General features: G+C 73.2%; 22 protein-coding genes, 1 tRNA gene and 1 pseudogene. 11 read left to right on the top strand and 13 right to left on the bottom strand.

The window, feature by feature from the left end; genetic code table 11:
• Positions 1 to 40: 40 nt before the first annotated feature.
• The 3 genes from ABZ128_RS18690 to ugpC form a co-directional block, all read right to left on the bottom strand.
• Positions 41 to 829, bottom strand: coding sequence for a nucleotidyltransferase family protein (locus tag ABZ128_RS18690; RefSeq protein WP_356849565.1), 789 nt, complete (start codon positions 827 to 829; stop codon positions 41 to 43).
• A 52-nt stretch (positions 830 to 881) separates the two neighbouring features.
• Positions 882 to 1,295: a hypothetical protein gene (locus tag ABZ128_RS18685; protein WP_356849563.1), complete on the bottom strand. Its 414-nt coding sequence runs from the start codon at positions 1,293 to 1,295 to the stop codon at positions 882 to 884.
• 203 nt (positions 1,296 to 1,498) lie between these two features.
• Complete coding sequence (gene ugpC / locus ABZ128_RS18680) at positions 1,499 to 2,587, bottom strand: sn-glycerol-3-phosphate ABC transporter ATP-binding protein UgpC (RefSeq protein WP_356849562.1); 1,089 nt, start codon at positions 2,585 to 2,587, stop codon at positions 1,499 to 1,501.
• 265 nt (positions 2,588 to 2,852) lie between these two features.
• Here ugpC and ABZ128_RS18675 point away from each other — a divergent pair.
• Positions 2,853 to 2,926: transfer RNA gene (locus ABZ128_RS18675), tRNA-Thr, on the top strand.
• A gap of 56 nt (positions 2,927 to 2,982) precedes the next feature.
• Here ABZ128_RS18675 and ABZ128_RS18670 read toward each other — a convergent pair.
• Positions 2,983 to 4,364, bottom strand: a pseudogene (locus ABZ128_RS18670) (FAD-binding oxidoreductase).
• 120 nt (positions 4,365 to 4,484) lie between these two features.
• On the opposite strand from ABZ128_RS18670, the gene ABZ128_RS18665 reads away from it, so the two are divergent.
• Both ABZ128_RS18665 and ABZ128_RS18660 read left to right on the top strand, forming a co-directional pair.
• Positions 4,485 to 4,961 (top strand): GNAT family N-acetyltransferase, encoded by a 477-nt coding sequence (locus tag ABZ128_RS18665; RefSeq protein WP_356849560.1) that lies wholly within the window; start codon positions 4,485 to 4,487, stop codon positions 4,959 to 4,961.
• Positions 4,962 to 4,979: 18 nt separating this feature from the next.
• Positions 4,980 to 5,654, top strand: a complete 675-nt coding sequence (locus tag ABZ128_RS18660; protein ID WP_356849559.1) for a pentapeptide repeat-containing protein — start codon at positions 4,980 to 4,982, stop codon at positions 5,652 to 5,654.
• A gap of 22 nt (positions 5,655 to 5,676) precedes the next feature.
• Here the strand turns inward: ABZ128_RS18660 and ABZ128_RS18655 are convergent, their stop codons facing one another.
• The 3 genes from ABZ128_RS18655 to ABZ128_RS18645 all read right to left on the bottom strand — a co-directional run bounded on the left by ABZ128_RS18655 (position 5,677) and on the right by ABZ128_RS18645 (position 8,042).
• Positions 5,677 to 6,180: a hypothetical protein gene (locus ABZ128_RS18655; RefSeq protein ID WP_356849558.1), complete on the bottom strand. Its 504-nt coding sequence runs from the start codon at positions 6,178 to 6,180 to the stop codon at positions 5,677 to 5,679.
• A gap of 117 nt (positions 6,181 to 6,297) precedes the next feature.
• Positions 6,298 to 6,927 (bottom strand): response regulator transcription factor, encoded by a 630-nt coding sequence (locus tag ABZ128_RS18650; protein WP_356849557.1) that lies wholly within the window; start codon positions 6,925 to 6,927, stop codon positions 6,298 to 6,300.
• On the bottom strand, positions 6,924 to 8,042 hold the full coding sequence (locus ABZ128_RS18645) for a sensor histidine kinase (protein ID WP_356849671.1): 1,119 nt from the start codon (positions 8,040 to 8,042) through the stop codon (positions 6,924 to 6,926). Before ABZ128_RS18645 ends, ABZ128_RS18650 begins: the two co-directional genes overlap by 4 nt.
• Before the next feature lie 428 nt (positions 8,043 to 8,470).
• Here ABZ128_RS18645 and ABZ128_RS18640 point away from each other — a divergent pair, with 428 nt between their 5' ends.
• Entirely contained in the window at positions 8,471 to 9,028 is a 558-nt protein-coding gene (locus ABZ128_RS18640) for a heme-binding protein (protein WP_356849556.1), read from the top strand.
• A 72-nt stretch (positions 9,029 to 9,100) separates the two neighbouring features.
• Positions 9,101 to 10,525: a M1 family metallopeptidase gene (locus ABZ128_RS18635; RefSeq protein ID WP_356849554.1), complete on the top strand. Its 1,425-nt coding sequence runs from the start codon at positions 9,101 to 9,103 to the stop codon at positions 10,523 to 10,525.
• A gap of 365 nt (positions 10,526 to 10,890) precedes the next feature.
• On the opposite strand, the gene ABZ128_RS18630 is transcribed toward ABZ128_RS18635, so the two are convergent.
• Complete coding sequence (locus tag ABZ128_RS18630; protein WP_356849553.1) at positions 10,891 to 11,466, bottom strand: TerD family protein; 576 nt, start codon at positions 11,464 to 11,466, stop codon at positions 10,891 to 10,893.
• 166 nt (positions 11,467 to 11,632) lie between these two features.
• Here ABZ128_RS18630 and arfB point away from each other — a divergent pair, with 166 nt between their 5' ends.
• Positions 11,633 to 12,058 carry an alternative ribosome rescue aminoacyl-tRNA hydrolase ArfB gene (arfB, locus tag ABZ128_RS18625; RefSeq protein ID WP_356849552.1) on the top strand — a complete coding sequence of 142 codons (426 nt, stop codon included), beginning with the start codon at positions 11,633 to 11,635 and terminating at the stop codon, positions 12,056 to 12,058.
• 41 nt (positions 12,059 to 12,099) lie between these two features.
• Here arfB and ABZ128_RS18620 read toward each other — a convergent pair whose 3' ends face one another.
• Positions 12,100 to 12,669: a flavin reductase family protein gene (locus tag ABZ128_RS18620; RefSeq protein WP_356849669.1), complete on the bottom strand. Its 570-nt coding sequence runs from the start codon at positions 12,667 to 12,669 to the stop codon at positions 12,100 to 12,102.
• A 303-nt stretch (positions 12,670 to 12,972) separates the two neighbouring features.
• Between ABZ128_RS18620 and cdgB the strand changes: the two genes are divergently transcribed.
• Together cdgB and ABZ128_RS18610 are read left to right on the top strand one after the other, a co-directional pair.
• Positions 12,973 to 14,712 (top strand): diguanylate cyclase CdgB, encoded by a 1,740-nt coding sequence (gene cdgB / locus ABZ128_RS18615; protein WP_356849551.1) that lies wholly within the window; start codon positions 12,973 to 12,975, stop codon positions 14,710 to 14,712.
• A 68-nt stretch (positions 14,713 to 14,780) separates the two neighbouring features.
• Positions 14,781 to 15,794, top strand: a complete 1,014-nt coding sequence (locus ABZ128_RS18610; protein ID WP_356849549.1) for a CBM35 domain-containing protein — start codon at positions 14,781 to 14,783, stop codon at positions 15,792 to 15,794.
• A gap of 21 nt (positions 15,795 to 15,815) precedes the next feature.
• Here ABZ128_RS18610 and ABZ128_RS18605 read toward each other — a convergent pair whose 3' ends face one another.
• The 3 genes from ABZ128_RS18605 to ABZ128_RS18595 all read right to left on the bottom strand — a co-directional run bounded on the left by ABZ128_RS18605 (position 15,816) and on the right by ABZ128_RS18595 (position 18,922).
• Complete coding sequence (locus tag ABZ128_RS18605) at positions 15,816 to 16,733, bottom strand: 1-phosphofructokinase family hexose kinase (protein ID WP_356849548.1); 918 nt, start codon at positions 16,731 to 16,733, stop codon at positions 15,816 to 15,818.
• 93 nt (positions 16,734 to 16,826) lie between these two features.
• Entirely contained in the window at positions 16,827 to 17,990 is a 1,164-nt protein-coding gene (gene nagA, locus ABZ128_RS18600; protein ID WP_356849547.1) for an N-acetylglucosamine-6-phosphate deacetylase, read from the bottom strand.
• Positions 17,990 to 18,922, bottom strand: coding sequence for an ROK family protein (locus ABZ128_RS18595; protein WP_356849667.1), 933 nt, complete (start codon positions 18,920 to 18,922; stop codon positions 17,990 to 17,992). Before ABZ128_RS18595 ends, nagA begins: the two co-directional genes overlap by 1 nt.
• A 176-nt stretch (positions 18,923 to 19,098) precedes the next feature.
• On the opposite strand from ABZ128_RS18595, the gene ABZ128_RS18590 reads away from it, so the two are divergent.
• From ABZ128_RS18590 to otsB, 3 genes are all read left to right on the top strand, one after another.
• Positions 19,099 to 20,400, top strand: a complete 1,302-nt coding sequence (locus ABZ128_RS18590; RefSeq protein WP_356849545.1) for an extracellular solute-binding protein — start codon at positions 19,099 to 19,101, stop codon at positions 20,398 to 20,400.
• Between the two features lie 86 nt (positions 20,401 to 20,486).
• A complete protein-coding gene (locus ABZ128_RS18585) occupies positions 20,487 to 20,723 on the top strand; it encodes a DUF3263 domain-containing protein (RefSeq protein ID WP_356849544.1) in 237 nt (78 codons plus the stop codon).
• 53 nt (positions 20,724 to 20,776) lie between these two features.
• A complete protein-coding gene (otsB, locus tag ABZ128_RS18580) occupies positions 20,777 to 21,646 on the top strand; it encodes a trehalose-phosphatase (protein WP_356849542.1) in 870 nt (289 codons plus the stop codon).
• Between the two features lie 368 nt (positions 21,647 to 22,014).
• Here otsB and ABZ128_RS18575 read toward each other — a convergent pair whose 3' ends face one another.
• A complete protein-coding gene (locus ABZ128_RS18575; RefSeq protein ID WP_356849540.1) occupies positions 22,015 to 23,487 on the bottom strand; it encodes a trehalose-6-phosphate synthase in 1,473 nt (490 codons plus the stop codon).
• Positions 23,488 to 23,505 lie beyond the last annotated feature (18 nt).

Below are 23,505 nucleotides of genomic sequence, written 5' to 3'. Positions count from 1 at the left end.
TTCCTCTTTTGGGGCTCGGCTCAGAGGCGGGACAAGGGACTCAGAGGCCGCCGGGGCCGCTCTGGGCGGCCAACTCGCGGGCCGCCTCGGTCAGATCCTTCGCCGTGTCGATCGCCCGCCAGTAGGCGCCCTGGGGCAGCGGGAAGCCCGCCAGCCGCCGCTCGCGCGCCAGCCGCGGGAAGGTCGTCCGCTCGTGGTCGCCCAAGTCCGGCAGCAGGGAGGCGAATTCGGGGCCGAAGACGTACACGCCCGCATTGATCAGGTACGGCGAGGGCGGCGACTCGATGAAGTCCAGGACCTGCCCGAACTCGTTGGTCTCCACCGCCCCCCACGGGATCCGCGGCCGGGCCAGCGCCAGGGTCGCCGTCGCCCCGCGCTCGGCGTGGAAGGCCGCCATCTCGCGCAGCGAGAACCGCGTCCAGATGTCCCCGTTCGTCGCGTACCACGGCTGGTCCGCGTACGGCAGCCGCCGTGCCGCGAACTTCAGCCCGCCGCCGCGCCCCAGCGGCTCCTCCTCCACCACCGTCGTCACCCGCAGCGGCAGCTCGGCCTCGGCCAGCCAGTCCTGGAGGACCTCCGCGAGGTGCCCGCAGGACACCACCGCGTCGGTGACCCCCTCGGACGCCAGCCACGCCAACTGGTGCCCGATGATCGGCATTCCCGTCCCCGGGATCTCGACCATCGGCTTGGGCCGGTCGTCCGTGTACGGACGCAGCCGCGAACCCTGGCCCCCCGCCAGGACGACCGCCTGAGTGGGCGCCTGGACGAGGGAGGCCGGGAACGCGGCCGCGGAATCGGTGGGATGGGGTACGGCAGGTACGTCGGTCATGGCGGCCAGGGTAGAGGCCGCTCGGCCGCGCGACGGCGTACGTCGGGCCCCGTCAGCCCATGGAGGCGACGCCGGAGGCGTACGACGTGTCGCAGACGGGCCGCGCGAAGGACTGCGCCTTCGTCGGACCGTAGGCGTCCACGGCGGCCCGGCCCAGGGCCCGCGCGATCCCCACGCAGTGCTCGGCGAGCGACGGCCGCCGGTCCACCTCCCGCTGGAGGTGCGTCAGGACGTCGCCCGGGGTCTCGCCCTGCTGCAGCTCACCGAGCAGCTTGTCGCGCAGCACCTCGTGGGCGGCGCGCGGCTTGGCGGGGACCGAGACGTCCTCGGCGGACGCGGTCAGGATCTGGGAGGGGGTGTTGTCCGCCCAGGGGACCATGGTGACCGCGAGGGTCCCGGACAGGACCAGGACGACGGGCAGGACCAGGGCGAGGGAACGGCCGATACGGCGGGCAGTGTGGGTCACGAGGGCGAGAGTAGCGCTCGGTGAAGATTTGGCGACATTTAGTCACCCGGTCGAGGGATGGTTCGACGTGGCTTTTCGAATCACGTGTTGACGACCGGACCCGAATGGGGTGCTCTGCCCGCTCTGCGCAGGGGCGCCCCCGGAATCCCGGGAACGCCCCTCGCGGTCACCCGTCGACCGTCACCCGTCGACCGTCACCCGGCTCAGCCGGAGAGCCGCTCGCCGGAGGAGGTGGAGAACACGTGGATCTCGCCGGCCCGCGGCACCACGTGCAGCGAAGAGCCCTTCTCCGGCACCTGGCGGCCGCCGACGCGCACCACGATGTCCTGGCCGCCGTCGGCCTTGGCGGTCTGGCCGTAGACGTAGCCGTCGGCGCCGAGCTCCTCGACGACGTTGACCGTGATCGTCAGACCGCCCTCGGTGCCGACGTCGAAGTGCTCGGGACGCACGCCCACCGTGACGGTGCGGTCGCCCGCGTCCGCGGCGGCGGACAGCGCCTCGCGCGACACCGGCACCACGCTGTCCCCGAACTTCACACCGCCGTCGGTGATCGGCACCTCGACCAGGTTCATCGCGGGGGAGCCGATGAACCCGGCGACGAACAGGTTCGCCGGCCGGTCGTACATGTTGCGCGGGGTGTCGACCTGCTGCAGCAGACCGTCCTTCAGCACCGCGACCCGGTCGCCCATCGTCATGGCCTCGACCTGGTCGTGGGTGACGTAGACGGTGGTGATCCCGAGGTCGCGCTGGAGCGCCGCGATCTGCGTACGCGTGGACACGCGCAGCTTCGCGTCGAGGTTCGACAGCGGCTCGTCCATCAGGAACACCTGCGGCTTGCGCACGATGGCCCGCCCCATGGCGACGCGCTGGCGCTGGCCGCCGGACAGCGCCTTGGGCTTGCGGTCGAGGTACTGGGTGAGGTCGAGCATCTTCGCCGCGTCCTCGACCTTCTTGCGGATGGTCGCCTTGTCCTCGCCGGCGATCTTGAGCGCGAAGCCCATGTTGTCGGCGACGGTCATGTGCGGGTACAGCGCGTAGTTCTGGAACACCATCGCGATGTCCCGGTCCTTGGGCGGCAGGTGCGTGACGTCGCGGTCGCCGATGCGGATGGCACCGCCGTTGACGTCCTCCAGGCCGGCGAGCATGCGCAGCGAGGTGGACTTGCCGCAGCCGGAGGGCCCGACGAGGACGAGGAACTCGCCGTCCTCGATGTGCAGCTCCAGCTCGTCGACGGCGGGCTTGTCGCCGCCGGGGTAGAGCCGGGTCGCCTTGTCGAAGGTGACAGAAGCCATGGTGATGAATCCCTTCTACCGGCAGGAACGTGCCGGACGATCCGAGTGGAAGGAAGAATTGGTCTGGTCCACCAAAGTGGACTTCCGCCCGAACCTACCCCCAACCACCGCTCCTGTCAGCACCCCGACACGTGACCTCCGCCGCTGTCGGTGCCGTCTGACGCTCGCGGGCGCCGGCCCGGCGCCGAACCGCTGCGGGCACCCGGTGGCTTGACGAACGTGATGGCCCGGGCGAGGGGCCGCTGTGTAAAGTGAGGGCGGCTACGCCTCCTTAGCTCAGCTGGCCAGAGCACCGCTCTTGTAAAGCGGGGGTCGTCGGTTCGAACCCGACAGGGGGCTCTGGGAGAAGGCCCCGGACCGTCGCGGTCCGGGGTCTTCTGCGTGCTCGGCGGGGGTCAGTGGCGGCCCGAGATGCGGTCGGCCAGGTGGGCCAGGGGGGTCGTGGTGGGGCGGTGGGTGGCCGCTTCGCGGCGGTCCGCCTCGCGGTAGGCCGCGTAGAGGGCGTGGACGCCGAGCCAGCGGAAGGGCTCCGGCTCCCAGCGGCGGACGCGGTGGTCGACCCAGGGGAGGGCGGTCAGCTCGGTGGTGTCCCCAGGACCAGGTCGCGCAGGGTGCGGGCCGCGAGGTTGGCGGTGGCCACGCCCGAGCCGACGTAGCCGCCCGCCCAGCCGAGGCCCGTCGTGCGGTCCAGGGTGACGGTGGCGCACCAGTCGCGGGGCACGCCCAGGACCCCCGACCAGGCGTGGGTGATCTCCACCCCGGTGAGGGCCGGGAAGAAGGACGTCAGCAGGGCGGTCAGGGACGCGATCGTGGCGGGCTGGGTCGTGCCGTCGGTGTCGGTGCGGGAGCCGAAGCGGTACGGGATGCCGCGGCCGCCGATCGCGATGCGGTCGTCCGCGGTGCGCTGGGCGTACATGTAGGCGTGGGCCATGTCACCCAGCACCTCCCGCCCCGACCAGCCCAACTGCGCCCACGTCGACTCCGGGAGCGGGGCCGTCGCGATCATCGAGGAGTTCATCGGGAGCCAGGAGCGCTTCTGGCCCTTGAGGGCGGCCGTGAAGCCCTCGGTGCAGCGCAGGACGTACGGGGCGCGGACCGTGCCGTACGGGGTCAGGGCCCGGCCCGCGCGGATCTCGGTGACCGGGGTGGACTCGTGGACGACCACGCCGAGGCGTTCGCAGGCGGCCGCGAGGCCCTTGGCGAGCTTCCAGGGGTGGATGCGGGCGCCGTGCGGGGTCCAGCCGGCGCCGACCGCGTCGGCGATGTCGAGGCGGGCGCGGGTCTCGACGGCGTCGTAGAGCTCGCGGTCGGTTTCGCCGAAGGCGAGTTCGGCCTCGTGGAAGGCCTTGAGGCGGCTGAGCTGGGCGGGGGTGCGGGCGACTTCGAGGACGCCGCCGCGGTGGACGTCGGCGTCGATGCCTTCCTTCGCGGCGACGTCGATGACCTCGGTGACGGTCTCGTTCATGGCCTGCTGGAGGCGCTGCGCGGCCTGGTGGCCGTGGCGCCGGGCGTAGCGGTCGCGGCCGGCGATGCCGTTGTAGAGCCAGCCGCCGTTGCGGCCGGAGGCCCCGTAGCCGCAGAACTTCTGTTCGAGGACGGTGACGCGCAGGTCGGGGGCGGCCGTCTTGAGGTAGTAGGCGGTCCACAGCCCGGTGTAGCCGCCGCCGACGATCACCACGTCCGCGGTGGAGTCGCTGGTGAGGGGGGCGCGGGGTGGCCGGGCGGTGGCGGTGGGGTCGGTCGCGTACCAGAAGGAGATGCCGCCGTTGATCGTCATGGGGGAGTTGCTACACCGCGTTTCGCGAGGGTGTCCAGGTACGCGATGCCGGGTTTTGAGGCGGAGGAGGCGGCCTTGTGGCCGGTGCGGGCGGGGTGGTGCGCTCCGTAGGCTGTTCGGATGATCCGTAGCGCTGCCGTCGCCGATGTGCCCGTCATCCACGCCATGATCCGCGAGCTCGCGGAGTACGAGAGGGTGCCGCACGAGGCGCGGGCGACCGAGGAGCAGTTGCGGGAGGCGCTGTTCGGGGAGCGGCCGGCGGCGTTCGCGCACATCGCGGAGACGGAGGACGGGGAGCCGGTCGGCTTTTCGGTGTGGTTCCTCAGCTTCTCGACGTGGCGCGGGGTGCACGGCATCTACCTGGAGGACCTGTACGTACGGCCGGGCGTGCGCGGCGGCGGCCACGGCAAGGCGCTGCTGGCGGAGTTGGCGCGGATCTGCGTGGAGCGCGGGTACGAGCGGCTGGAGTGGTCGGTGCTGAAGTGGAACGAGCCGACGATCGCCTTCTACGAGGCCCTGGGGGCCCGCCCGCAGGACGAGTGGGCGGTGTACCGGCTGACGGACGAGCCGCTGCGGCGGCTCGGCGGCACCAGCTGAGTCCGGGAGGATGGGGGCATGGTGCGCAAGGGGCAGCGGGAGACGGTGGGTGCGGCGCGGCGGCCGGAGGTGCGGCTCCCTGAGCTGACCCCCTGGGAGGGCGGTGAGCTGGAGCCGGACGGGGACTACGACGGGCTGGAGTTCGCGGACCTGGACCTGGCGGGGCAGGAGGGGATCGGCGCCCGGTTCATGGACTGCGCGCTGCGGCGGTGCGCGCTGGACGAGGCGGGGCTGGCGAAGGCACGGGTCCTGGATTCGGTGCTGGAGGGGATCCGCGGGGTGGGGACCGACCTGTCCGGGGCTTCGCTGCGGGACGTGGAGCTGCTGGAGGCGCGCCTGGGCGGGGTACAGCTGCACGGGTCGGTGTGGGAGCGGGTGGTGGTCCGCGGCGGCAAGATCGACTACCTGAACCTGCGGACGGCCCGGCTGAAGGACGTCGTCTTCGAGGAGTGCGTACTGGTGGAGCCGGACTTCGGCGGGGCGGTGCTGGAGCGGGTGGAGTTCCGGGGCTGTGCGCTGCGCGGGGCGGACTTCACCGGGGCGCGGCTGGCGGACGTGGACCTGCGCGGGGCCGCGGAGCTGGACATCGCGCGCGGGGTGGACGCCCTGTCCGGGGCGGTGATCAGCCCCGGGCAGCTGTTCGACCTGGCCCCGGCGCTGGCGGCGCAGCTGGGGCTGCGGGTGCTGGGCTAGCCGGCGCCGGGCCGCCGGCCCGCTACGCGGGGACGCGCGGGAAGCGGGACTGGAGGGTCCAGACCACGGGGTTGTCGCCCAGGCCCTCGTGCATGTCGACGAGGTCGGCGATGAGGTCGTGCAGGAAGTCCCGGGCCTCGCGGCGCAGCAGTCGGTGGCTGAAGGTCAGCGGGGCCTCTTCGGGCGGCATCCAGTCGGCTTCGATGTCGACCCATCCGAAGCGGCGCTCGAAGAGCATGCGGTCGGTGGATTCGGTGAAGTCGAGTTCGGCGTACTGGCGGTGGGAGGAGCGGCTGCCCCGCGGGTCCTGGTCGAGCTGTTCGACGATGTCGCACAGGGCCCAGGCGAAGTCGAGTACGGGCACCCATCCCCAGGCCGTGGACACTTCGCGGTCCGCGTTCGTGTCGGCGAGGTAGACGTCGCCGCAGAACAGGTCGTGGCGCAGGGAGTGGACGTCCGCCGAGCGGTAGTCGGTCTGCGGGGGGTCCGGGAAGCGCCGGGAGAGGGAGTAGCCGATGTCGAGCACGTACCCGATGGTGTCACGGGTCCGCCGCGCCCGGCGCTCCGCCGTCCGTCACCCCCGGCCGGCCGGCCTCCGTCACCCCCGGCGCTCCGGCCCCGCCGGGCCCGGGGCGGGACCCGGTCAGGGCAGGAGGCGTTGTTCCTTCGCCACCGAGACGGCGCCCGCGCGGGTGTCCACGCCGAGCTTGTCGTAGATGCGCCCCAGGTGGGTCTTGACGGTGGCTTCGCTGATGAACAGCGCCCGGGCGATGTCCCGGTTGCCCAGGCCGCGGGCGAGCTGGCCGAGGATGTCCAGCTCGCGGTCGGTCAGGGTGGGGCGGGAGCCGCGCATGTGGGCCATGACGCGGCTGGCCACCGGCGCGGAGAGGGTGGTGCGGCCCTGGGCCGCGGAGTGGATCGCCGAGAACAGCTCCTCGGGGCGTTCCGCCTTCAGGAGGTAGCCCGTCGCGCCCGCTCCGATCGCCCGGGTGATGTCGGCGTCGGTGTCGTACGTGGTGAGCACCAGGACGTGCGGCGGTGCGGGCGGGTTCGGGAGGGCGGTGATGCGGCGGGTGGCTTCGACGCCGTCGATGCCCTCCCCGAGCTGGAGGTCCATGAGGACCACCTGGGGGCGGAGTTTCGCGGCGAGGGCCACCGCCTCCTCGCCGCTGCCGGCCTCGCCGAGGACCTCGATGTCCGGCGCGCTGCCCAGGAGGGCCAGCAGGCCGGCGCGGACCACCGCGTGGTCGTCGCACAGCAGGATCGTGGTCACGGGTGGCGCTCCAGGGGGATGGCGGCGGACAGGACGGTGCCCTCGCCCGCGGCGGATTCGACGGTGAGGGTCCCGCCCAGCTGGCGGACGCGGGCGCGTATGGCGGGCAGGCCGTGCCCGCGGTCCGCGGCGGCTGCCGGCCCGGGTGCGGCGAAGCCCCGGCCGTCGTCCGCGATGTCCAGGACGACCTGGTCGCCGAGGTAGCTCAGGGTGAGGGCCGCGGTGCGGGCCCCGGAGTGCTCGCGGACGTTGGCCAGCGCGCCCTGCGCGATGCGCAGCAGCGCCGACTGGACGCGGTCGGGCAGGGGCCCCGGGGTGCCCTCCAGGTGGAAGCGGACGTCGATGCCGGGGCCCGCGTCCAGGGCGCGCAGGGCCTGGGCCAGGCCGGCGTCGCCTTCGAGTTCCGGCGGGGCCAGGTCGTGGACGAGCCGCCGGGCCTCCGCGAGGCCGCGGGCGGCGATGTCGGTGGCGGTGCGGACGTGGGCCCGGGCGGTGGCCGGGTCGGTGTCCCAGGTGCGGTCGGCGGCCTGGAGCAGCATCTGCTGGCTGGACAGGTGCTGGGCGAGGGTGTCGTGGATCTCCATGGACAGCCGCTGGCGTTCGGCGAGGGTCCCTTCGCGGCGTTCGGTGGCGGCCAGCTCCCGGCGGGTCCGGATCAGGTCGTCGATCAGGGCCCGCTGGGCCTGGGCCTGGCGCTCCATGTGGACGAAGACGGCGGTGGCCAGTGCGGCGACGGCCGGCGGGGCCAGCAGCAGGTTCGGGTCGAAGGCGGTGGACAGTTTCAGCTGGGCGGCCACGACGAAGACGGTGAGCAGGGCCACGAGGACGACCGCCGCCCGCGGGGGCAGGGTCCGCAGCGCGGTGTAGAAGAGCGGTACGGCGCACCACGCGAAGCTCGGCGCGAGGACGACGAGCACCACCCAGGCCGCCACCACGAGCCCGAGCCAGAGCAGCCGCCGCAGGGTGGGGGCGGCTCCGAGCGCGGGCCCGAGGACGTACAGCAGGGCCAGGGCGACGCTGAGGGCGATGATCCACGGGGTACTGGGCGAGCCGGGGTGGCGCAGCAGGAAGCGGGCCACGGAGGCGGCGAGCAGCAGGAAGAACGCGGTGTGCATGACGGCCGCCAGCGCGCGGGTGTCGGCCTTCCGCGGCGGTGGGTGGGTCACGCGGGCTCCTCGTGCGGTGGGTGCGGGGTGTGGCGGGGCGGAGTGATGCGGGGTGATGGAGGGTGGTGCGGGGCGATGCGGGCGATGGAGGGTGGTGCGGGGCGACGCGGTGCGGATGGGTCTCGGGCAGGTGTGCGGATCGGGCGGGCACCTCCATCGTGCCCCTTTGACCAGCCAATCCGGATCCGCACCGGCTCCGCATCGACCGATCGGTCGACCCCGGGGTCATCCGGTGCGGCAGCCGTCCCGAGCCGGTACGGGGACCGGCGGGCGGGGTGCGCGGCCGCAGGCTGGAAGCACCGACGGAGCCCCAGCGGAACACCGAAGGAGCCCCCGGCGGACCAGCCGCCTCGCCGACGCCCTCAGGAGCAGCAGACATGAAGACCCGCACCCGCGTTCTCACCGGTACCGCCCTCGCCGTCGCACTCGGCGCCGGCACCTTCGGCGCGGTCAGCGCCAGCGCCGCGCAGCCGGGGTCGGCCCCGGCCGCCGCCGTGGCGAAGAAGGACGGGGAGACGAACGAGAAGAACTTCACCACCACGACGCACCTCACCGTCGACGCCGCCACCCGAGCGGCCCAGGCCGCGCTGGAGGCCGCGCAGAAGGAGAACCAGAAGGTGACGGTGGCGGTCGTGGACCGCAACGGCAACACCATCGTCACGCTGCGCGGCGACGGCGCGGGCCCGCAGTCCTACGAGTCGGCGCAGCGCAAGGCCTACACCGCGGTGTCCTGGAACGCCCCGACCTCGGTCCTCGCGGGCCGCCTCGCCCAGGCCCCGAACCTGAAGGACATCCCCGGCACCCTCTTCCTGGGCGGTGGTACCCCGGTGCAGGCCAAGGGCGCGCCGGTGGCGGGCATCGGCGTGGCGGGCGCCCCGAGCGGCGACCTGGACGAGAAGTACGCCAAGGCGGGCGTCGACGCCCTGGAGAAGTAAGCCGACGCCCTGGAGAAGTAATCCGCAGAAACAACCCGAACCGCATCAGCATGCGCACATAGGATCGAGCGCGTGAAACACCGCGCGTTCTCCCGCCTGGCCGTCCCCGCCGCTGCCGCCCTGATCGCCCTGACCACGGGGTGTACGGGCAGCACGGTGCATGGGCGGCCGGGTGCGTCGGGGCTGCGCGACCCGTACTTCCCCAAGGCCGGCAACGGCGGCTACCAGGTGGAGCACTACGACCTGGACCTCGACTACGACCCGGCGGACGGGGAGTTGAACGCGACCGCCGTCATCACCGCCCGCGCCGAACAGGGCCTCAGCTCCTTCAACCTCGACTTCAGCGGCCTGCGGGTCGAGGAGGTCACCGTGCAGGGGGCCGCGGCCCGGTACAACCGCAGCGGGCGGGAGCTGACGGTGCGTCCGGCCGAGGACCTGGAGAAGGGCGAGGTCTTCCGTACGGAGGTGGACTACCGCGGGAAGCCGCAGCCCCTCACCGATCCGGACCGCTCCAAGGAGGGCTGGATCACCACGGACGACGGGGCGGTCGGTGTCGGCGAGCCGGTCGGGTCGATGGCCTGGTTCCCCGGCAACCACCACCCCAGCGACAAGGCGACGTACGACATCACCCTGACCGTGCCCAAGGGCTACGAGGCGGTCTCCAACGGCGAGTTGGCCTCGCGCACCGACACCGCGGAGGGGCGGACCCGGTTCAGCTGGCACAGCCCGCAGCCGATGGCGAGCTACCTGGCCGTCGCCGCCGTCGGGAAGTTCAAGGTGACGACCGGCCGGACGCCGTCCGGAGTCGCCCTGTACGACGCCGTGGTGCCGGGCGAGGCGGCGAAGAGCGCGCCGGCGCTGGCGCGGCTGCCGGAGATGGTGGAGTGGGGGAGCGGCCGCTTCGGGCCGTACCCGTTCGGTACCGCGGGCGCGATCGTGTTTCCGGAAGGCTCCCTCACGTACGCGCTGGAGACGCAGACCAAACCCGTCTTCTCCGGTGCCCCCGACGAGAAGCTCGTCCTGCACGAGCTGGCGCACCAGTGGTTCGGCGACTCGGTCTCGCCGAAGTCCTGGAAGGACATGTGGCTCAACGAGGGCTTCGCGACCTACGCGGAATGGCTGTGGTCGGAGGACCGCGGCGGGACCACCGCGCAGCAGTACTTCGACGCCTTCCTCGCGGGCGACACGGACGTCGACCCGGAGGCGGCCTCCGACTGGGCCGCGTTCCCGCCGGCCGCGCCGCCCGGGCCCGAGGAGATCTCCGAGGCGCCGGTGTACTACCGCGGGGCGATGGTGTTGCAGCGCATCCGGCAGGAGGTGGGGGACGAGAAGTTCTTCGCCCTGCTGCGCGGCTGGGCCGCCGACCACCGGTACGGGAACGCGAGCACGGCCGATTTCACCGCGTACGCCGACCAGAAGACGGGCCGCGACCTGAAGAAGGTCTGGGACGTCTGGCTGTACGGCGAGGGCCGCCCCACCGCGCGGGCCACCTCCTAGAGCTCCGCAGCCGGGAAGGCGCCCGGGCCTTGGACCGCCCGGAGGGGCTTGCGCAGGACCGTGCAGTCGCGGCCGCGTTCCAGGTCCTTGGCGTGGTGCAGGACGGTGTAGCCCTCGGCCCTGCCAGAACGCGAGGGCGCCCGGGTTGTCGTCCAGGACGGCGATCCGTACGCCGTTGCGGCCCGCCGCGCGGAAGCGGTCCTCCAGGAGGGCGGCGAGGGTGGCGGCGAGGCCGACCAGCCGGCCGGCGGAGCGGCTGGAGGATCACCCGGCGCACTCTGGCCGAACGCGAAGCCGGGTACGGGCCCCGCAGGGCGAAGCCCCCTCCCCGGCCGGGAGGGGGCTTCGTGTGCGCCGGGCGGAACTCAGACGTTGACGCCGAAGTCCTGGGCGATGCCGGTGAGGCCGGAGGCGTAACCCTGGCCGACCGCGCGGAACTTCCACTCGGCGCCGTTGCGGTAGAGCTCGCCGAAGACCATGGCGGTCTCGGTGGCCGCGTCCTCGGAGAGGTCGTAGCGGGCGATCTCGGCGCCGCCGGCCTGGTTCACGACGCGGATGTACGCGTTGCGGACCTGGCCGAAGTTCTGGCTGCGGGAGTCGGCGTCGTAGATGGAGACCGGGAAGACGATCTTGTCGACCTCGGCGGGCAGGCCCGCGAGGTTGACCTTGATGGCCTCGTCGTCGCCGGCGCCCTCGCCGGTGCGGTTGTCACCGGTGTGGACGATGGTCTGGTCCGGGGTGGACTTGTTGTTGAAGAAGACGAAGTGCCCGTCGGAGACGACCTTGCCCATGGCGTTGACCGCGATGGCCGAGGCGTCGAGGTCGAAGTCGACACCGGTCGTCGTCCGGACGTCCCAGCCGAGGCCGACCGTGACGGCACTGAGGCCCGGGGCCTCCTTCGTGAGCGAGACGTTGCCGCCCTTGGACAGGCTTACTGCCATTTTGACTGGTGTCCCTTCGTCGTCGCAGTCGTCGCATGGCCGCGAGGTGGGGCCAAGTTACCGCTGCTCTTCATAACGCGACGAGGGGGCCCGCGGGTTCCGCGGCGGGGAAAGCGGAGGGGAAATGCGGGTGACGGCCGCGGCCCGGGGCGGGATCATGGGGGGCATGCCTGGTCCCCATGTCATCCGCGGTTCGGTCGTGCTCCCCGAGGCGGAGCTCGCCTGGCGGTTCTCGCGTTCCTCCGGACCGGGCGGCCAGCACGTGAACACCTCGGACTCCCGGGTGGAGCTGCTGTTCGACCTGGCCGCGACGAAGGCGCTGCCGCAGGTGTGGAAGGAGCGCGCGCTGGAGCGGCTCGCCGGGCGGCTGGTGGACGGGGTGGTCACCGTACGGGCGTCGGAGCACCGCTCGCAGTGGCGCAACCGGGAGATGGCCCTGGTCCGGCTTGCCTCGCTGCTCGCCGAGGCCACGGCCCCGCCGCCCAAGCCGCGGCGCGCCACGAAGATCCCGAAGGGGATCAACGAGCGGCGCCTGCGCGAGAAGAAGGCCCGCTCCGAGACGAAGCGCGGCCGCACCGGCCGCGACTGGTAACGGCCCACGGGCCCACGGGCCCGGGCCCCGTACGAGGCGGCCTAACCGGCCAGGTGGCGGTAGCGTCCGCGGAAGTAGGTCAGCGGCGCGCCCTCCGGGGACGGCAGGGCCGAGGTCAGGACGCGGCCGATCACCAGGGTGTGGTCGCCGGCCGGGACCCGGTCCTCGGTACGGCACTCCAGCGTGGCCAGCGCGCCCGACAGCAGCGGGGCCCCCGAGGCCTCGCCCCGCACGTAGGGCAGGTCCGCGAAGAGCAGGCGGTCGCTGATCCGGCCCTTCATCGCGAAGCGCCCCGCCACCTGCAACTGGTGGTCGGCCAGCAGGGAGACCGCCCACAGCGGCTGCTCCGCCAGCAGGTCGTCCATCCGGGAGCCCTCGCGCAGGCTCACCAGTACCAGCGGCGGTTCCAGGGACACCGACATGAAGGCCGTCGCGGTCATGCCGACGTCCTCGCCGCGCGGGCCGTCCGCCGTCAGGGGCACCTCGTGCGCGGTGACCAGGCACACGCCTGCCGCCAGTCGGGACATCGCGGCCCGGAACTCGTCGTTGCTCACCCCCTCAGGATGAAGGGTCGGAACGGGAGCCAGGGGAACAGGGGTCGTATTCGGCAGGCCGGGAACGCTAGTCTCGCCCTCCCGCCGCGCACATCGGGCCCTGGTCCGAGCCGCGTCCCCGCCCCTCGGCCTAGGCCCGGGCGTATCGTTTGCGTGCGGGAAGGCAGGGGAGCGCTCCCAGCCCGCACCACCCCCAGAGGGCACCTTTATTCATCTCATGTGACTTGAGTCACAGAGAGCAAGATTTGTTGACCCTGTGTACCTGCGGCACAGCTCACTGTGATTCAGTGGACGGGACACCGCAACGAAACGCCGATGACAAACCTGGAGTTGCTGTCGAGGTCTCGGGGAGAGCGAGCAATGGAGACCGAGTCGGAGCCGTACGTCCGTCTTGCGACCCTGCGGCAGCTTCACCAGGTGGTGGCCGAGCTCAATACGGCCAGGAGCCTGGCGGACACCCTGCAGACCGTCGTGGACGGCATCGTCGTGGGCCTCGGCTACGAACTCGCCTGTGTCAACCTCGTACGCCCTGACGGGGATCTCGTCGTCGCCGCCTTCGCCGGCGACCCCGCCGCCGAAGCCCTCATCACCGGTCGCGTCGGCTCCCGTTCCTCGTGGGAGCGCCGCCTGACGATGGGGGAGAGCTGGGACGGCCTGCGCTTCATCCCGCACACCGAGGGCTGGGTCCTCCTGGAGGACGACGTACCCCAGTGGCACACCGAGGGCCCCGATCCGCGCTTCGAGGACGAGTGGCACCCCGAGGACCGGCTCTACGCCCCCATGTATGCGTCCGGCGGGGAACTTCTGGGTGTCATTTCGGTGGACAGACCGCGCAACGGGCGCCGCCCCGGCGCGTGGGGGCGCGAGGCGCTCCAGATGTACGCCTTCCAGGCAGCGATTGCGATCAGCAACGCCAGGCTCCGCGCCAACATGCAGCGGGCCCTCGTCCGGCTCGAACGCGAGCAGCAGGCGCTGCGGGCCAGCGAGGAGTCCTTCCGGCAGGCGTTCGAGTACGCGCCCAGCGGGATGGCCATCGCCGAGATGGGCGGGGACCAGCACGGCCGGCTGCTGCGGACCAACGACGCCCTGTGCCGGCTGCTGGGGCGGCCCGCCTCCGTGCTGCGCCGGTACTCCTTCTCCGACCTGGTCCATCCCGAGGACATCGGGACCCTGCTGCGGACCTCCGCCGAGGGCGGCCGCGCCGAGCTGCGGCTGGGGCGGCGCGACGGCACGTACGTATGGGTCTCGCTGCGCAATTCCGTGGTCGCGGACGCTGCCGACGGACCGCGGTTCCTGCTCACGCACGTCGAGGACATCGAGGAGCGCAAGCGCCACGAGCTCCAGCTCGCCCACCGGGCCAGCCACGATTCGCTGACCGGCCTGCCCAACAGCGCCGAGCTGCGCTCCCGGCTGGGGGCCCGGCTGTGCCGCAGGCCGCAGTCGGTGCGGGCGACGGCCGTCGAGGCGCTGGACGCGGCCTACGAGCGGGGCGGCGCGGCCGCGGGGGCCGGCGGCGAGCACGGGTTCCGGTCCGACGGCTTCCCCGACCCCTACGAGTACGCCGGCGCGCCCGGCGGGCCGGGCGCGGGCCCCGACCCCGGCGGCCAGGGCCCCTGCCCGGGAGCGGCTCCCGCGGCGGGCGCCGGGCCGTACGACCACCACGTGCACACGGTGGCGCCCGCGGCGGACATCGACGACGGGACGAAGGGCCTCGCGGTGCTCTTCTGCGACCTCGACGGCTTCAAGTCGATCAACGACCGGTTCGGTCACCACACGGGTGACGCGGTGCTCATCGAGGTGGCGCGGCGTCTGACGACCTGCGTCAGGGACGGTGACACCGTCGCCCGGCTGGGTGGTGACGAATTCGTCGTCCTGGCCGACGGGCTCGGTGCCGCCGACGCCGCCGATCTGGCCGTGCGGCTGCGCAACGCGATCATCCCGCCGATCCGGGTCGACGGCCGCGCGGTGCGGGTCGGGGCCAGTTTCGGCATCGGCTGGGCCAGCTGCGGCATGTCGGCGGACGAGGTGCTGCGCTCGGCCGACCAGAGGATGTACATCGAGAAGAGGTCCCGTTCCAAGGCCCACCGGCGGGCGGGCTGAGGCGATCGGCCGCCCGTGGGTGCACGTGTTCGGGGTAGGCTCCCGTGGGTCGAAAGGAGTGACCTGCGATGACGACGCCCGCGAACAACGGCCCGAACAGCGGGGCGAACAAGCCCGAGGACGACGATCCGTTCGGATACCTCTACGCGGACGGCCAGGCCGCCGGAGCCACCCCGCCCAGCTCGGGCGGTGGATACGGCTTCCCCGGTCCGACGGGCGGTGGTCAGCCCGGTGCCCAGCCCGGCGTCCCCCGTACCTCGTACAACCAGGTGCGGACGGTCGGCGAGCGGACGTACGGCGGCCAGCGCGGGCAGGTCCCGCAGCAGCAGCCCCCGGCCTACCAGGCCCAGTACCAGGCCCCCGAGGCGCTCCAGGCGGGCGGCTACGGCGTCCCGCCCCAGCAGCAGCACGCCACCGCGCAGGTCCCCGCACCGGGCCACGGCAGCGGCCACGGCGGCGGCTCCAGCCGCAAGGGCATGCTGATCGCGGCGGTCGCGGTGGTGGCGGCGGTCGTGATCGGCATCGGCGCGGCCCTGGCCTTCGGCGACAAGGACAAGGACAAGGCCGACCAGGGCAACACCGCGAGCGGCCAGCAGCCGGCACAGCCGCAGAACTCCGGCTCCCCCCGGCCGAGCGGCTCCCCGTCTTCCTCGGAGGCGCCGCTGCCCAAGGGCGAGGCGGCCGGCTCCGGCATGGCCCTCACGGGAGGAGCGAACTGGCTGACCACGGTGCCCGGCGCCAAGAGCACCGGCGGCCAGTACGTCGGCAACTTCAACCAGCCGGGCGCGGCGGTCACCTGGACGCTGGAGGTCCCCAAGGCGGGCACTTACCGGCTCTACGTCCGGTTCGGCATCCCCGGCGAGGACGCCGACGGCACCCTGGCCGTGAACGGGAAGCCGAACAGCACGCCCCTGAGCATGCGGAACTTCGCCAAGTCCCCCAAGGGGGACTGGGAGAAGGGGTGGCAGACCACCTGGGGCCAGGTCACCCTCGACAAGGGCACGAACACGATCAAGCTGTCCTGCGAGACCGGCAACAAGTGCAACGTCAACATCGACCAGTTCTGGCTCGAAAAGGGCTGACGCCCGGCCCCGCGACGGCGCCTACGCGGCCGTGACCTGCACCGCCCCCCGTACCTCCTCGTAGGTGCGGGGGTCGAAGTCTCCCGCCGTGGGGGCGTGGACGGTGGCCGCCGACAGGGCGACCGCGCGGGTCAGCCGGTCCGGCCAGTCCAGGCCTTCGGTGAGGGCGGAGAGCAGGCCCGCGACGGCGGAGTCGCCGGCTCCGGTCGGGTTGCCTGCCAGGGTGCGGGGCGGGGCCGCCTGCCAGGTGCCCTCGGCGGTGGCCGCCAGCAGGCCGCCCGGGCCGAGCGAGGTGACCACGGCGTGGGCGCCCCGGCGGCGGGCGTCGCGGGTGGCCTGGAGGGGTTCGCGGGATCCCGTCAGCTCGGCGAGCTCGGCCGCGTTCGGCTTGATCATCTCGGGGCGGGCGGCGACCCCGCGGCGCAGGGCCTCTCCGCTGGTGTCCAGCAGCACTGGCGCCCCGGCGGCGCGGGCCGCCCGGACGAGGGTGGCGTACGCGCCGACGGGCACGCCCGGTGGCAGGCTGCCGCACAGGGCCACCGCGTCGGCGCCCGCGACCAGCTCCTCGTAGCGCTCCAGGAACCGGGCCCATTCCGCGGAACCGATGTGCGGCCCCGGCTCGTTGAACTGCGTGGTGTCGCCCGAGGCCGCGTCGACCACGGCCAGGGTGCGGCGGGTGGTGCCCGCGCAGGGCAGCAGGGCGTCCGTCACCCCGCCCGCCTCGGCGAGCAGTTCGCGTACCGTCTCGCCCGTGCGGCCGCCCGCGAAGCCGGTCGCCGTGACCTCGTGGCCGAGCGCCGCCAGCACCCGGGCCACGTTGAGGCCCTTGCCGCCGGGGCGTTCGGTCACGGTGGTGACCCGGTGCGAGGCGTGCGGGAGCAACTGCGGTACGCGGTGGGTGACGTCGAGTGCGGTGTTGAGCGTCACGGTCAGGATCATGGCAAGCCCCGGTCTCGGTGTGTGCCGGGATCATGCCAAAAAGAAGTGCGGGCGGCCCAGTCCCCCCGGTGGTCCGCTCCGCCGGATACCCGCTCAGACCAGCGGCGGACCCGGCGGGCTGACGATCCATTCGCCGCGCCGCATGACGCCCTTGACGTCGAACGCGGCGTCGAGGACCACCAGGTCGGCGTACTTGCCGGGCTCCAGCGAGCCCACCTCGTCGTAGAGGCCGAGCAGTTTGGCGGGATTGGCGGAGATCGCCTGGACCACGGACTCCACCGGGAGCCGGTCCAGGGTGACCGACCGCTTGAAGGCGGTGTCCAGGGTGAGGGTGGAGCCGGCGATCGAACCGCCCTCGACGAGGCGGGCCACGCCCTGCTTGACCTCCACCTCCAGCGCGCCCAGGTGGTAGGTCCCGTCGCCGAAGCCGGCCGCGTCCATCGCGTCGGTGATCAGCGCGACCCGGTGGGCGCCCGCGTGGTGGAAGGCCAGTTCCAGCATCGCCGGGTGCAGGTGGGTGCCGTCGTTGATCAGCTCGACGGTGACCCGCTCGTCCTCCAGCAGCGCGGCGATCGGCCCCGGGGCGCGGTGCTCCATCCCCGGCATCGCGTTGTAGAGGTGGGTGGCCACGGTCGCGCCCGCGTCGATGGCCTGGCGCGTCTGGTCGTACGTGGAGTCGGTGTGGCCGATCGCGGCGATGACCCCGTGCTCGGTCAGCAGCCGTACGGAGTCCAGGCCGCCGGGGAGTTCGGTGGCGAGGGTGACCATGCGGGCGGCGCCGTGGGCGGCGTCCACCAGCTTGCGGACCTCGGCCGGGTCGGGGTCGCGGAGCAGCTCCTCCTTGTGGGCGCCCTTGCGGCAGGGGTTGATGAAGGGGCCCTCGAAGTGGATGCCCGCGATCTCGCCCTGTTGCGTCAGCTCGGCGAGCAGGGCGGCGCGTCGGGCCAGCTCGTCCAGGTCGCCGGTGACGGTGGAGGCGACGAGGGTGGTGGTGCCGTGCTCGCGGTGGGTGCGCGCGCCCTGGAGCACCTCCTCGGCGGTGCCGGAGGTGAAGGAGGCTCCGCCGCCGCCGTGGTTGTGCATGTCCACGAAGCCGGGGACGATCCAGTGCCCGGACAGGTCGACGGTCCGCGCCCCCTCCTCGGCGCTGCCCGCGATGCGGTCGCCGGCGACGATGACGCGGCCGCCCGCCACGGTTCCGGTGGGCAGGACCACTCTGGCGCCGGAGAGAACGGTGCTCTGTGCGCTTCCGGACATCAGGCAGGTACCTCCGTGGCGAGTAGGTCCCAGGCGAGCAGCCCTGCGCCCAGGCATCCGGCGGTGTCCCCGAGGGCCGCCGGCACGATGTGGGGCAGGCGCTGGAACGTCACGCGTTCCTCGACGGCCGCCCGTAGGGGTGTGAACAAGGTTTCCCCCGCCTCCGCCAGCCCGCCACCGATGATCAGCGTGCGCGGGTCCAGCAGGGTGATCGCGGTGACCAGGCCGTCGGCGAGGGCGCCGACGGCGGTCCGCCACACCTCGCGTGCCGCCGGGTCGCCGGACTCGACGGCCTTGGCGCAGTCCGCGGCGTCCGCCTCCGGATTGCCGCAGGCCGCCGCCCAGGCACGGCTGACGGCGGAGGCGGAGGCCAGGGTCTCCAGGCAGCCGTACTGCCCGCAGCCGCAGGCGGGGCCGCCGGGGCGGACCACGATGTGGCCGATCTCCCCGGCGTAGCCGTGGGCGCCCGCCTCGATGCGGCCCGCGATGCCGATGGCGCCCGCGATGCCGGTGCCGAGCGGGACGAACAGGAAGCGGTCGGCGCCGCGCCCCGCCCCGATGCGGCCTTCGGCGAGCCCGCCCGTGCGCACGTCGTGGCCCAGCGCCACCGGGAGCGACCCGAGCCGCCCGCCGAGCAGCTCGCGCATCGGTACGTCGCGCCAGCCGAGGTTCGCGGCGTAGACGGCGATCCCGTTCTCGGCGTCGACGATGCCGGGGACGGCGACCCCCGCCGCCGAGGCGGGGCGGCCGAACCGTTCGCGGCCGAGCACGCCGAGCTCGGCGGCGAAGTCCAGGATCGTCTCGACGACGGCCTCGGGGCCCCGCTCACGGCCGGTGGCGCGGCGCGCCTCGTGGAGCAGGGTGCCGTCCTCGCCGACGAGGGCGGCCTTCATCCCGGTGCCGCCCACATCGAGGGCGATGACGTGTTTCACGGGTTTCACAGGTGACAGTCTCGCGTGCTCGGCGGGGAAAGGTCTAGTCCATTGAGAGGGATTGTTGACCTGCCATACAAATTCGGGACCTCCCCCTGGCCCGGATGTGGAAGAGCCGCCAAAGTGGTGTAGACCTTACGTTGATCGTACGGACAACAAGGGGTGGATCGAGAACCGTGAAGGGCCGTTACCTGAGCCTGGCCGCGGCAGGCGCCGCACTGTGCCTGACCGCCGTGACGCTGACCGGCTGCGGCAGCATGGAGAGCCTCACCGAGGACAACGAGGTGACCCTGCGGGTCGTGGCGGCCGACTACGGGGACAATCCGCAGAACTCCTCGTCCGGCTACTGGAAGGACCTCGCCGCGGGCTTCGAGAAGGACCACCCCGGCATCAAGGTCGAGGTCAGCGTCTACTCCTGGTCCGAGGTCGACGCCAAGGTCGCCGAGATGGTCAAGGCCGGGAAGGCGCCCGACATCGCACAGATCGGCGCCTACGCCGACTACGCGGCCGCCGGCAAGCTGTACACGGCCGACGAACTGCTCGCCGTGAAGACCGAGGCCGATTTCCTCGCCCCGCTCGCGGACGCGGGCAAGGTCAAGCGCGTCCAGTACGGCATGCCCTTCGTCTCCAGCACCCGGCTGCTCTTCTACAACGAGAAGCTGCTGACCGACGCCGGCGTGCTCGCCAAGGACGCCAAGGGCGGCTGGCAGCCCAAGAGCTGGGCCGACCTGGAGGCGGCCGCGAAGAAGCTCAAGGCCGCAGGCGTGCCCACCCCCTTCGCGCTGCCGCTGGGCCGCGAGGAGGCGCAGGCCGAGACGATGATGTGGCTGCTCGCGGGCGGTGGCGGCTACACCGACAACGAGGAGGCCTACGCCATCGACTCCCCGGAGAACGTCAAGACCTTCGAGTTCCTGCGGGACAGGATGGTCGGCCAGGGGCTGACCGGCGCGGCGGAGCCGGGCAAGACCGACCGGCAGGCCGCCTTCGACGCCTTCTCCCGGGGCGAGGTCGGCATGCTCAACGGCCACCCGACGCTGCTGAAGCAGGCGGCCGAGAAGGGCGTGAAGTTCGGCATGGTGGCCATGCCGACCGCCGACGGGACGGAGCACCCGACGATGGGCGTCGCGGACTGGGTGATGGCCTTCAAGAACGGGCACCGGGTGGAGTCGGGCAGGTTCCTGGACTACCTGTACGAGCCGAAGAACGTGACCGCCTTCACCGCCAAGTACGACCTGCTGCCCGCGACGACGAGCGGCTACCGGGCGATGGAGGCCGCCACGGGCGCCTCGGCGCAGCAGCTGAAGGTCTTCCTCCAGGCCCTGCCGAACGCCCGGCTCTACCCGGTGGGCAAGAAGTCCTGGGCCGGGGTCAGCGAGGACGTCAAGCAGAAGATCGGCGCGAGCGTGCAGCCGGGCGGGCAGCCGGCGAAGGTGCTGGAGGAGATCGCGCTGGCCGCGCGGACGGCGGACGCGCACTGACCGCCCGCCCCGGACCGGGGACGGCCCGGCGGCGGTGCAGGGGACGGCCCCGGGGGCGTGTCGGTGGGCGGCGTTAATCTGGCCGTATGACGGACGACGGGCAGCTCACGGCGACCGAGGCCGCGGTGCTCGCGTACGAGGGGCGCAGCTGGCCCGGCCCCGGGGCCAAGGAGCGGGCGATACGGGAGGGCCTGGGGCTGACCCCGGTCCGGTACTACCAGCTGCTCAACGCGCTCATGGACGATCCGCGGGCGCTGGCCCACGCCCCGGGCACCGTGAACCGGTTGCGGCGGCTCCGCGAGGCGCAGCGGGCCCGGCGCTGAGTGCGCCGCAGGCGCCGTAGCCGGGAGGGAGCGGGCCCGTTAGGGTCGTCCTTATGGGGAGCCATCCGCACAGCAGCCTGCCGATGCCCGTCACCGCCGCCGGACGCGAGGGACTGGAAGCCCTGCTTCGGGTACCCCGCCGTTCCGTGGTCGCACTCGACTTCGACGGCACCCTCGCCGAGATCGTCCCCGACCCGGACCAGGCGCGCGCCCACCCCGGCGCCGTACCGGCCGTGGCGGCGCTCGCCCCCGAGGTCGCCTCGGTCGCCGTGATCACCGGCCGGCCGGCCGGGGTCGCCGTACGGTACGGGGGCTTCGCCGGGGTCGCCGGACTCGAACACCTGGTGGTCCTCGGCCACTACGGAGCCGAGCGGTGGGACGCCGTGACCGGCATCGTCCACGCCCCGGCCGAGCACCCCGGCGTGGCGGCGGTGCGGGCGGAGCTGCCCGGCTTCCTGGACGCGATCGGCGCGTGGCGCGGGACCTGGATCGAGGAGAAGGGCCGGGCGCTGGCCGTCCACACCCGGCGCGCCTCGGACCCGGCGGCGGCCTTCGCCGCGCTGCGCGAGCCCCTGGCCGAGCTGGCCGCCCGGCACGGGCTGATGGTGGAGCCGGGCCGGGCCGTGCTGGAGCTGCGGCCGCCGGGCATGGACAAGGGCGTGGCCCTCACGGAATTCCTGGAGGAGCAGGGCGCGGAGGCGGTGCTGTACGCCGGCGACGACCTGGGTGACCTCGCGGCGTACTCCGCGGTCGAGAAGCGGCGGGCCGAGGGCCTGCCGGGGCTGCTGGTGTGCAGCGGCTCCGCGGAGGTGCCGGAGCTGGCGGCGCGGGCCGACCTGGTCCTCCCGGGGCCGGGGCAGGTCACGGCCTTCCTGGCCGGCCTGGCCGAAGCCATTCGCTCCGCGGGGCCCGACGCGACCTGACCCGGGGGCCCCCGGGCCCGGGCGAAGCCGTCCGGGCCCGGGGCTCGCCGTGGCTCTGCCCGGACCGGACCGCTCCCGTCGGGCGCGGCCGGGCCCTGCGGGGCTGTCCCCTACCCGCCCTTCCACCGTTCCCCGGGCTTCGCCCGGACCTGCGCCTCAAGCGCCGGCGGGGCTGGTATTGCTTCGCCCGGACCTGCGCCTCAAGCGCCGGCGGGGCTGGTATGGCTTCGCCCGGATCTGCGCCTCAAGCGCCGGCGGGGCTGGTATTGCTTCGCCCGGACCTGCGCCTCAAGCGCCGGCGGGGCTGGTATGGGTTCGCCCGGATCTGCGCCTCAAGCGCCGGCGGGGCCGGTGGCCCGAGGCGGGCCTCACGGGGCGGTGCGGAGGTCGGTCAGTTGGTTGGCGAACCACTGGGACGGGGGGAGGGCCGTGGCCGCGGTGGAGAGGCGCTTCGTGCGTTCCGCGCGTTCCGCGGCCGGCATCGACAGGGCCGTGTGCAGGGCCTCCGCCGTCGCCGTCACGTCGTACGGGTTCACCGTCAGCGCGTCCGACCGGAGCTCCGCGTACGCCCCCGCCCCCGTAGACAGCACCAGCACACACCCCTCCTCCGACACCACCGGGATCTCCTTCGCCACCAGGTTCATCCCGTCCCGCACCGGGTTCACCAGCGCCACGTCCGCCATCCGGTACGCCGCCAGCGAGCGCGCGAAGTCGTCCTGCACCGACACCAGGACCGGCTGCCAGCCGCCCTCCTCGCCGAATTCCGCGTTGATCTCGTCGGCGAGCTCCCGCACCGCCGCCGTGTACGTGCGGTACACCTCCAGGTCCTGCCGGGACGGGTACGCCGAGGCCAGGTGCACCACCCGGCCGCGCCACTCGGGGTGCGCGGCCAGCAGTTCCCGGTAGGCGAGCAGCCCGCGCAGGACGTTCTTCGACAGCTCCGTGCGGTCCACCCGGACGATCGTCTTCAGGTCGCCGACCTCCGCCCGCAGCGCGGCCAGCTTGTCGTTCACCTCGGGCCGGTGCGCCAGCGCCCGCAGCTCGTCCGCGTCCACCCCGAGGGGGTACGCCGCCACCTCGGTGAACCGGCGCGCCGACAGCCCGCTTCCGTCCGGGGCCGCCTTGCGGTGCCACACCCCGGGCGCGTCGGCGCCGCTCGGCCAGACCCCCTCGGCGCTCCCGCTCGCGTCGTCGATGCCCGCACCCCGTACGAAGTCGGCGGCCCACTCCCGGGTGTGGAACCCCAGCCGGTCCGCCCCGAGCATCCCCCACAGCAGCTGCGTGCGGATGTCCTCCGGCAGCATCCGCAGGAACTCCGGCGAAGCCCACGGGGTGTGCGTGAAGTGGGCGATCCGCAGGTCCGGCCGCAGCTCCCGGAGCAGGCCCGGCACGAGCGCCAGCTGGTAGTCCTGCACCAGGACGCAGGCCCCTTCCGCCGCCTCCTGCGCGAGGGCCTGCGCGAAGGCCCGGTTGTACTCCGTGTACGCGCCCCACCGCCGCCGGAACTCGGCGTCGAAGACCGGCTCGCGCGGGATGTCGTACAGGTGGTGGTGGGTGAACCAGAGCACCGAGTTGGCGATGCCGTTGTACGCGCCGTCGTACACCTCGGGATCGATGTCCAGCATCCGGACCCCCGGCTCGGCCACGCCCCGGCGGACCGCCTCCCGGTCCCCCTCCGAGAGGGCCGCGCAGATCCACAGCGTGTCCGGCTGCTGCGCGAGGGCCGCGGAGAGTCCGGAGACGAGTCCGCCGCCGCCGCGCCGGGCGGAAAGGGCGCCCTCGGCGTCGAGGGCGTACGAGAGCGGGCCGCGGTTCGCTGCAACGAGTACCTGGGAAGCCATGCCGCCAACCTAGCCGGG

The sequence above is a fragment of the Streptomyces sp. NPDC006326 genome, from assembly GCF_040612915.1.
Classification (GTDB): Bacteria; Actinomycetota; Actinomycetes; order Streptomycetales; family Streptomycetaceae; genus Streptomyces.
The sequence above is the reverse complement of the archived record's forward strand: the minus strand, read 5'-3'. Positions and strand labels throughout refer to the sequence as shown.

Bases quoted from the DNA above. Each gene is read 5' to 3' on its own strand.
- ugpC (WP_356849562.1), bottom strand. From the start codon at position 2,587: ATGGCTTCTGTCACCTTCGACAAGGCGACCCGGCTCTACCCCGGCGGC.
- cdgB (WP_356849551.1), top strand. From the start codon at position 12,973: ATGGAGACCGAGTCGGAGCCGTACGTCCGTCTTGCGACCCTGCGGCAG.
- ABZ128_RS18585 (WP_356849544.1), top strand. From the start codon at position 20,487: ATGACGGACGACGGGCAGCTCACGGCGACCGAGGCCGCGGTGCTCGCG.
- otsB (WP_356849542.1), top strand. From the start codon at position 20,777: ATGGGGAGCCATCCGCACAGCAGCCTGCCGATGCCCGTCACCGCCGCC.
- ABZ128_RS18605 (WP_356849548.1), bottom strand. From the start codon at position 16,733: ATGATCCTGACCGTGACGCTCAACACCGCACTCGACGTCACCCACCGC.
- ABZ128_RS18665 (WP_356849560.1), top strand. From the start codon at position 4,485: ATGATCCGTAGCGCTGCCGTCGCCGATGTGCCCGTCATCCACGCCATG.
- ABZ128_RS18575 (WP_356849540.1), bottom strand. From the start codon at position 23,487: ATGGCTTCCCAGGTACTCGTTGCAGCGAACCGCGGCCCGCTCTCGTAC.
- nagA (WP_356849547.1), bottom strand. From the start codon at position 17,990: ATGTCCGGAAGCGCACAGAGCACCGTTCTCTCCGGCGCCAGAGTGGTC.
- ABZ128_RS18690 (WP_356849565.1), bottom strand. From the start codon at position 829: ATGACCGACGTACCTGCCGTACCCCATCCCACCGATTCCGCGGCCGCG.
- arfB (WP_356849552.1), top strand. From the start codon at position 11,633: ATGCCTGGTCCCCATGTCATCCGCGGTTCGGTCGTGCTCCCCGAGGCG.
- ABZ128_RS18660 (WP_356849559.1), top strand. From the start codon at position 4,980: ATGGTGCGCAAGGGGCAGCGGGAGACGGTGGGTGCGGCGCGGCGGCCG.
- ABZ128_RS18610 (WP_356849549.1), top strand. From the start codon at position 14,781: ATGACGACGCCCGCGAACAACGGCCCGAACAGCGGGGCGAACAAGCCC.
- ABZ128_RS18640 (WP_356849556.1), top strand. From the start codon at position 8,471: ATGAAGACCCGCACCCGCGTTCTCACCGGTACCGCCCTCGCCGTCGCA.
- ABZ128_RS18630 (WP_356849553.1), bottom strand. From the start codon at position 11,466: ATGGCAGTAAGCCTGTCCAAGGGCGGCAACGTCTCGCTCACGAAGGAG.
- ABZ128_RS18645 (WP_356849671.1), bottom strand. From the start codon at position 8,042: ATGCACACCGCGTTCTTCCTGCTGCTCGCCGCCTCCGTGGCCCGCTTC.